The organism is Desulfurispora sp., assembly GCF_052744395.1.
This window is the reverse complement of the sequence record NZ_JBRAJI010000077.1, coordinates 1-5,660: the sequence shown is the minus strand read 5'-3', so window position 1 is coordinate 5,660 and position 5,660 is coordinate 1. Positions and strand designations below refer to the sequence as shown.

Sequence of the window (5,660 nt, the reverse complement as noted above, 5' to 3'; positions counted from 1 at the left end):
GCTGAGACAGGAGGTCGAATCAGGGGCGGCCCGGCCTGCCCGCGACCGAGCCGCTGGTGCTGCCCGGCGCGCAGTTCGGGCGAGCGAAGGAAGCACACCCGTTCAAAGTAGTAATACGGGCGGGAGGTGAAAAAATGAAAAACGTCCTGGAAGACGCCTTGAGCGAAGAACTATCCATCCTGCAATCCGTGCACAACGTGGTCCTGGCCATCGACTACCAGGGCCGGGTCATCGTCTACAACGCGGCCAGCGAACGCGTCTTCGGCATCCCGGCCGACCAGGTGCTGGGCCGCTACATCTCCGACGTCATCCCCGGCACCGGCCTCCTCAAAGTGCTTAAAACCGGCAAATCCCACATCGGGCGCAAATTTGTCGTGGGCAACTCGCTCTACGTGGTCAACCGTACCCCCATCATCCGTAACGGGGCCATTGTGGGAGCTATCGGCGTGGCCCAGGAGATCACCGAACTGCAGCACCTGGCCGAGGAACTGGAAGTGGTCAAAGAGCTCAAGGGTACCCTGGAAACCATCTTTGACAGCTCCCAGGAAGGCTATATTGCCGTGAACAACGACGGCCAGATCATCATGATCAACCGGGCTTTTGCCGAGCTGCTGGAAGTGGAGCCGGGCGAAGTGATCGGCAAGCACATCACCGAAGTGGTGGCCGAAAGCGAACTGCACCACGTGCCCCGCACCGGCCGCCCCCAGTACGGGGAAATTGTGCGTATCAAGGGGCGGGAAACCGTGGTCATGCGCTATCCCATCCGCAAAAACGGCATGGTCATCGGTGCCGTGAGCAAGGTCTTGTTTCGCGATGTCAACCAGCTGGTGGCCCTGGCCGAGAAGATCAACAACCTGCACCGGGAGCTTTCCTACTACAAGAGCGAACTGCAGCAGGTGCAGGGCCCCCGCTACTCCCTGGACAACATCATCGGCAGCAGCCCGGCCATGATCAGGCTGAAGGAGACCATCCGCCGGGTGGCCCAGGGTCCCTCCACCGTCCTGATCCGGGGCGAAAGCGGCACGGGCAAGGAACTGGTGGCCCACGCCCTGCATGCCGCCTCCCAGCGGCGCTTTGGGCGCTTTGTCAAGGTCAACTGCGCCGCCGTGCCGGAAAACCTGCTGGAAAGCGAGCTTTTCGGTTACCAGGAGGGAGCCTTCACCGGCGCCCGCAAGGGGGGCCAGGTGGGCAAATTCGAGCTGGCCAGCGGCGGCACCATTTTTCTGGACGAGATCGGCGACATGCCCCTGGCCATGCAGGCCAAGCTGCTGCGCGTGCTGCAGGAAAAGGAGATCGAGCGCCTGGGCGACAGCCGCCCCCGCCCGGTGGATGTGCGAGTGGTGGCGGCCACCAACCGCCCGCTGGAAGAGCTGATCCTGGAAGGCAAATTCCGCGAGGACCTCTACTACCGCCTGAATGTGGTCTCGCTGCAGCTGCCGCCCCTGCGCGAGCACCCGGAGGACATTGGCGAACTGGTCATGCATTTCATCAACAAGTTCAACCTGGAGTTCGGCCTGCATGTGCGGGACCTGGAAAAGGAAGTGTGGGAGCTCTTCCACCAGTACAACTGGCCGGGCAATGTGCGCGAGCTGGAAAATGTCATTGAGCGGGCCTTCAACATGGTGGAAGGTTCCACTCTGCAGGTGGCCCACCTGCCCCACTATCTGCAAAAGCAGGCCCGGGGCAAAAAGCGCCTGGTCAGCGACAAACCGCTGCCCGCCCTGCTGGACCAGGTGGAGAAGGAGGCTCTGCTGGAGGCCTTGCAGTCCACCGGGGGCAACAAGCTGCAGGCGGCCCGACTGCTGGGCATCTCCCGGGCCTGGCTGTACAAGAAGATGAAACAGTATCAGATAGATTACTAGCCACAGGGTGAAAAAATGGACTTCATACACCTGCACGTGCACACCGAGTACAGCCTGCTGGACGGCGCGGCGCGCATCAAAAAAGTGGTGGAAAAGGCCAAAGAACTGGGCCAGACCGCCCTGGCCATCACCGACCACGGCAGCATGTTCGGCGTGGTGGACTTTTACAAGGCCTGCCAGAAGACCGGGATCAAGCCCATCCTGGGCTGTGAAGTCTATGTAGCGCCGCGCACCCGCCACGACCGGGTGCCCAGAGTGGACGACAACCTCTACCACCTGGTGCTGCTGGCCGAAAACAACCAGGGCTACCGCAACCTGCTGGAGCTGGTCTCCCTGGCCTATGTGGAGGGTTTTTACTACAAACCGCGGGTGGATAAAGAGCTGTTGGCCCGCTACAGCCAGGGCCTGATCGCCCTTTCCGGCTGCATTGCCGGCGAGGTGGCCGGCCTGGTACTGCAGGATAAACTGGAGGAAGCCGCTGCCGCCGCCGCCGGGTACCGGGACATCTTCGGTCCGGGCAACTTCTACCTGGAGGTGCAGGACCACGGCTTTGCCGAACAGCGCAAGGCCAACCGCGGCCTGGTGGAACTGGCCCGCCGGCTGGACCTGCCCCTGGTGGCCAGCAACGACGTGCATTATGTGGCCCGCGAGCACGCCGAAATGCAGGACGTGCTGCTGTGCATCCAGACCGGCAAGACCGTGGACGAGGAAAACCGCCTGAAATTCTCCTCGCCCGAGCTGTACCTGAAAAGCGGGGCCGAAATGCAGCAGCTATTTGGCGAGCACCCCGCCGCCCTGCACAACACCCTGGCCATTGCCGAGCGCTGCCATGTGGAGCTGGAGTTCGGCAAGTTTCACCTGCCGGTCTACCAGGTGCCGGAAGGGGAGACTGTGGACAGCTACCTGGCCCGCCTCTGCCATGAAGGACTGGAGAGACGCTACGGCAAGGTCACCGAGCCGGTCAAAAACCGCCTGGAATACGAGCTGGGCGTGATCAAGCAGATGGGGTACTCGGCCTACTTCCTCATTGTCTGGGATTTCATCCACTACGCCCGCAGCCAGGGCATTCCGGTGGGACCGGGCCGGGGCAGCGCCGCCGGCAGCCTGGTGGCTTACGCTCTGGGCATTACCAATATTGACCCGCTGAAATACGGCCTTTTGTTTGAGCGCTTTTTAAACCCGGAGCGGGTGAGTATGCCCGACATTGACGTGGACTTCTGCTTCGAGCGGCGGGGCGAAGTGCTGGAATACGTGGCCCGGCGCTACGGCGCCGACCGGGTGGCCCAGATTGCCACCTTCGGCACCATGGCCGCCCGGGCCGCTGTGCGCGATGTGGGGCGGGCTTTAGGTATGCCCTACGCCGAAGTGGACCGGGTGGCCAAACTGGTGCCGGCCGAGCTGCACATGACGCTGGAAAAAGCCCTGATCGATTCACCCGAGCTGAAAGATCTCTACCTGCGCGACCCGGCCGTGCGCAAGCTGATTGACATGGCCACGCTTTTGGAGGGCATGCCCCGCCACGCCTCCACCCACGCCGCCGGTGTAGTGATCACCAAGGAGCCGCTCACCCACTACGTGCCCCTGTACAAGGCGGCCGACGGCCCGCTCACCACCCAGTTTGCCAAGGACCAGGTGGAAGAACTGGGCCTTTTGAAAATGGACCTGTTAGGTTTGCGCACCCTGACCGTGATTGCCGATGCCGTGCGCATGATTGAGCAAAACCGGGGCGTGGCCATTAACATTGACCAGATACCCCTGGACGACACTAAAACCTACGAGCTGCTTTGCCGGGGCGACACGGCCGGGGTCTTTCAGCTGGAGAGCAGCGGTATGCGGGCCATCCTGAAAGAGCTCAAACCCGAGGTTTTCGAGGACATTGTGGCCCTGGTGGCCCTGTACCGTCCCGGCCCGCTGGGCAGCGGCATGGTGGAGGACTTTATCAAAAACAAGCACGGCCTGAAAAAAGTCACCTACCTGCATCCCAAACTGGAGCCCATTTTAAAGGACACCTACGGCGTCATCCTCTACCAGGAACAGGTGATGCGCATTTCCTCCGACCTGGCCGGTTTCTCCCTGGGCGAGGCCGACCTGCTGCGCCGGGCCATGGGCAAGAAGAAGCCCGAGATCATCGCCGGCCTGCGCTCCCAGTTTGTGGAGGGAGCGGTGAAAAACAATGTGGACGCGGAAATTGCCGGCCAGATTTTCGACCTGATGGAGTATTTCGCCGGGTACGGATTCAACAAGAGCCACTCCGCGGCCTACGCCCTGGTCTCCTACCAGACCGCCTACCTGAAAGCCAACTACCCGGTGGAGTACATGGCCGCCCTGCTCACCTCGGTGCAGGACAACACCGACAAGATAGCCTACTATGTAGAGCAGTGCCGGCGGTCCGGGCTGGCCGTGCTGCCCCCCGATGTCAACGTCAGCGGCGCCAGCTTTACCGTGCAGGGTGAGAGCATCCGCTTCGGTCTGGCTGCTATCAAAAATGTGGGCCTGGGCGCCGTGGAGGCCCTGATTGCCGAAAGGGAGCGGGGCGGCCCCTACAAAGACTTTGCCGATTTCTGCAGTCGCCTGGACCCCCGCCAGATCAACCGCCGGGTGCTGGAAAACCTGATCAAAAGCGGTGCTCTGGACTCGCTGGACGACCACCGGGCCAGGCTGCTGGCCGGTGTGGACGCCGGCCTGGCCCTGGCCCAGCAGCGGCACAAAGAGCGCTGCCGCGGCCAGGTTTCTCTTCTGGACTTCTGGGGTGAGGCGGGGGCAGTATCCGCCCATCTGGAACTACCCGCGGCCAGCCGCTTCAGCCGGGCCGAAATGCTGCAGCTGGAAAAGGAGGCCCTGGGCCTGTACATCAGCGGCCACCCCCTGGAGGAGTACCGCGCCGCCTTGAGCCGGGAGACCACCTGCACCGTGGCCGAACTGCAGGAGCTCTACAGCGGGATGGGGGAAGAAATGGAACCGGTGACCTCACCCGGAGCCGGGGAGGGGGAAATGGGCGAGCGGGCGGTGCGGGAAATGTCCGGCATGGCCCGGGAGGCGGCCGGCGGCCGGGAAGCCGGCGAGGAGGCCGCAGGGGATCTGGCCCCGGCGGGAGCGGCAGCGCTGCCCGAAAAAGTGGTGCTGGGCGGCCTGCTCACCATGGTCAAGCGCATCACCACCAAAAAGGGCGAACCCATGGCCTTTTTGCAGCTGGAAGACCTCACGGGCAGCCTGGAAGTGGTGGTCTTTCCCCGCGTCTACCAGGAGTGCGCCGCCTGTCTGGCCCTGGACAAAGTGGTGCGGGTGAGCGGCCGGGTGGACGCCGGGGGAGAGGGAGTGAAACTGCTGGCCGAAGAAGTGCGCCCCCTGACTCGCCAGCTGAGCGGCGAACTCTACCTGCGCCTGGGCGCCGGTACGGGCCGCCAGCACATGGCCGCCCTGCAGGCGCTGCTGAAGCGACACCCCGGGGAAACGCCCGTCTATCTGTACGACGCGGCCACCCGCAAACTGTGCCGCGTCAGCCGTGAATACTGGGTGGATTTGAGCAGCCCTCTTTTGAGCGAACTGGCCGGCCTGCTGGGGGGAGAAAATGTGAAGGTAAAACAGCGGGCGGGGTAATCATTTTTTTGTCGCTTTACCTCTAAACTACCGCTGCCTGTATTCCGATATAGATACCAGGAGCACCTGCCGGGCGGCCGACGGCGGGCGCTCCCGCAAAGCCACCGCAAAGGAGTGCGGTGAGTATGTTCAAGGAGGAAAGTAGGTATGAGGATTAACCACAACATTGCGGCGCTGAATACTTACAGGCAGCTTTCTGCT

At 62.7% G+C, this 5,660-nt stretch carries 2 protein-coding genes; both read left to right on the top strand.

Annotation, left to right across the window (positions count from 1 at the left end):
• Positions 1–134 precede the first annotated feature (134 nt).
• On the top strand, positions 135–1,862 hold the full coding sequence (locus ACUVTU_RS13080) for a sigma 54-interacting transcriptional regulator (protein ID WP_445890396.1): 1,728 nt from the start codon (positions 135–137) through the stop codon (positions 1,860–1,862).
• Between the two features lie 15 nt (positions 1,863–1,877).
• Complete coding sequence (locus ACUVTU_RS13075) at positions 1,878–5,459, top strand: DNA polymerase III subunit alpha (protein WP_445890395.1); 3,582 nt, start codon at positions 1,878–1,880, stop codon at positions 5,457–5,459.
• The last annotated feature ends 201 nt before the right edge of the window (positions 5,460–5,660 follow it).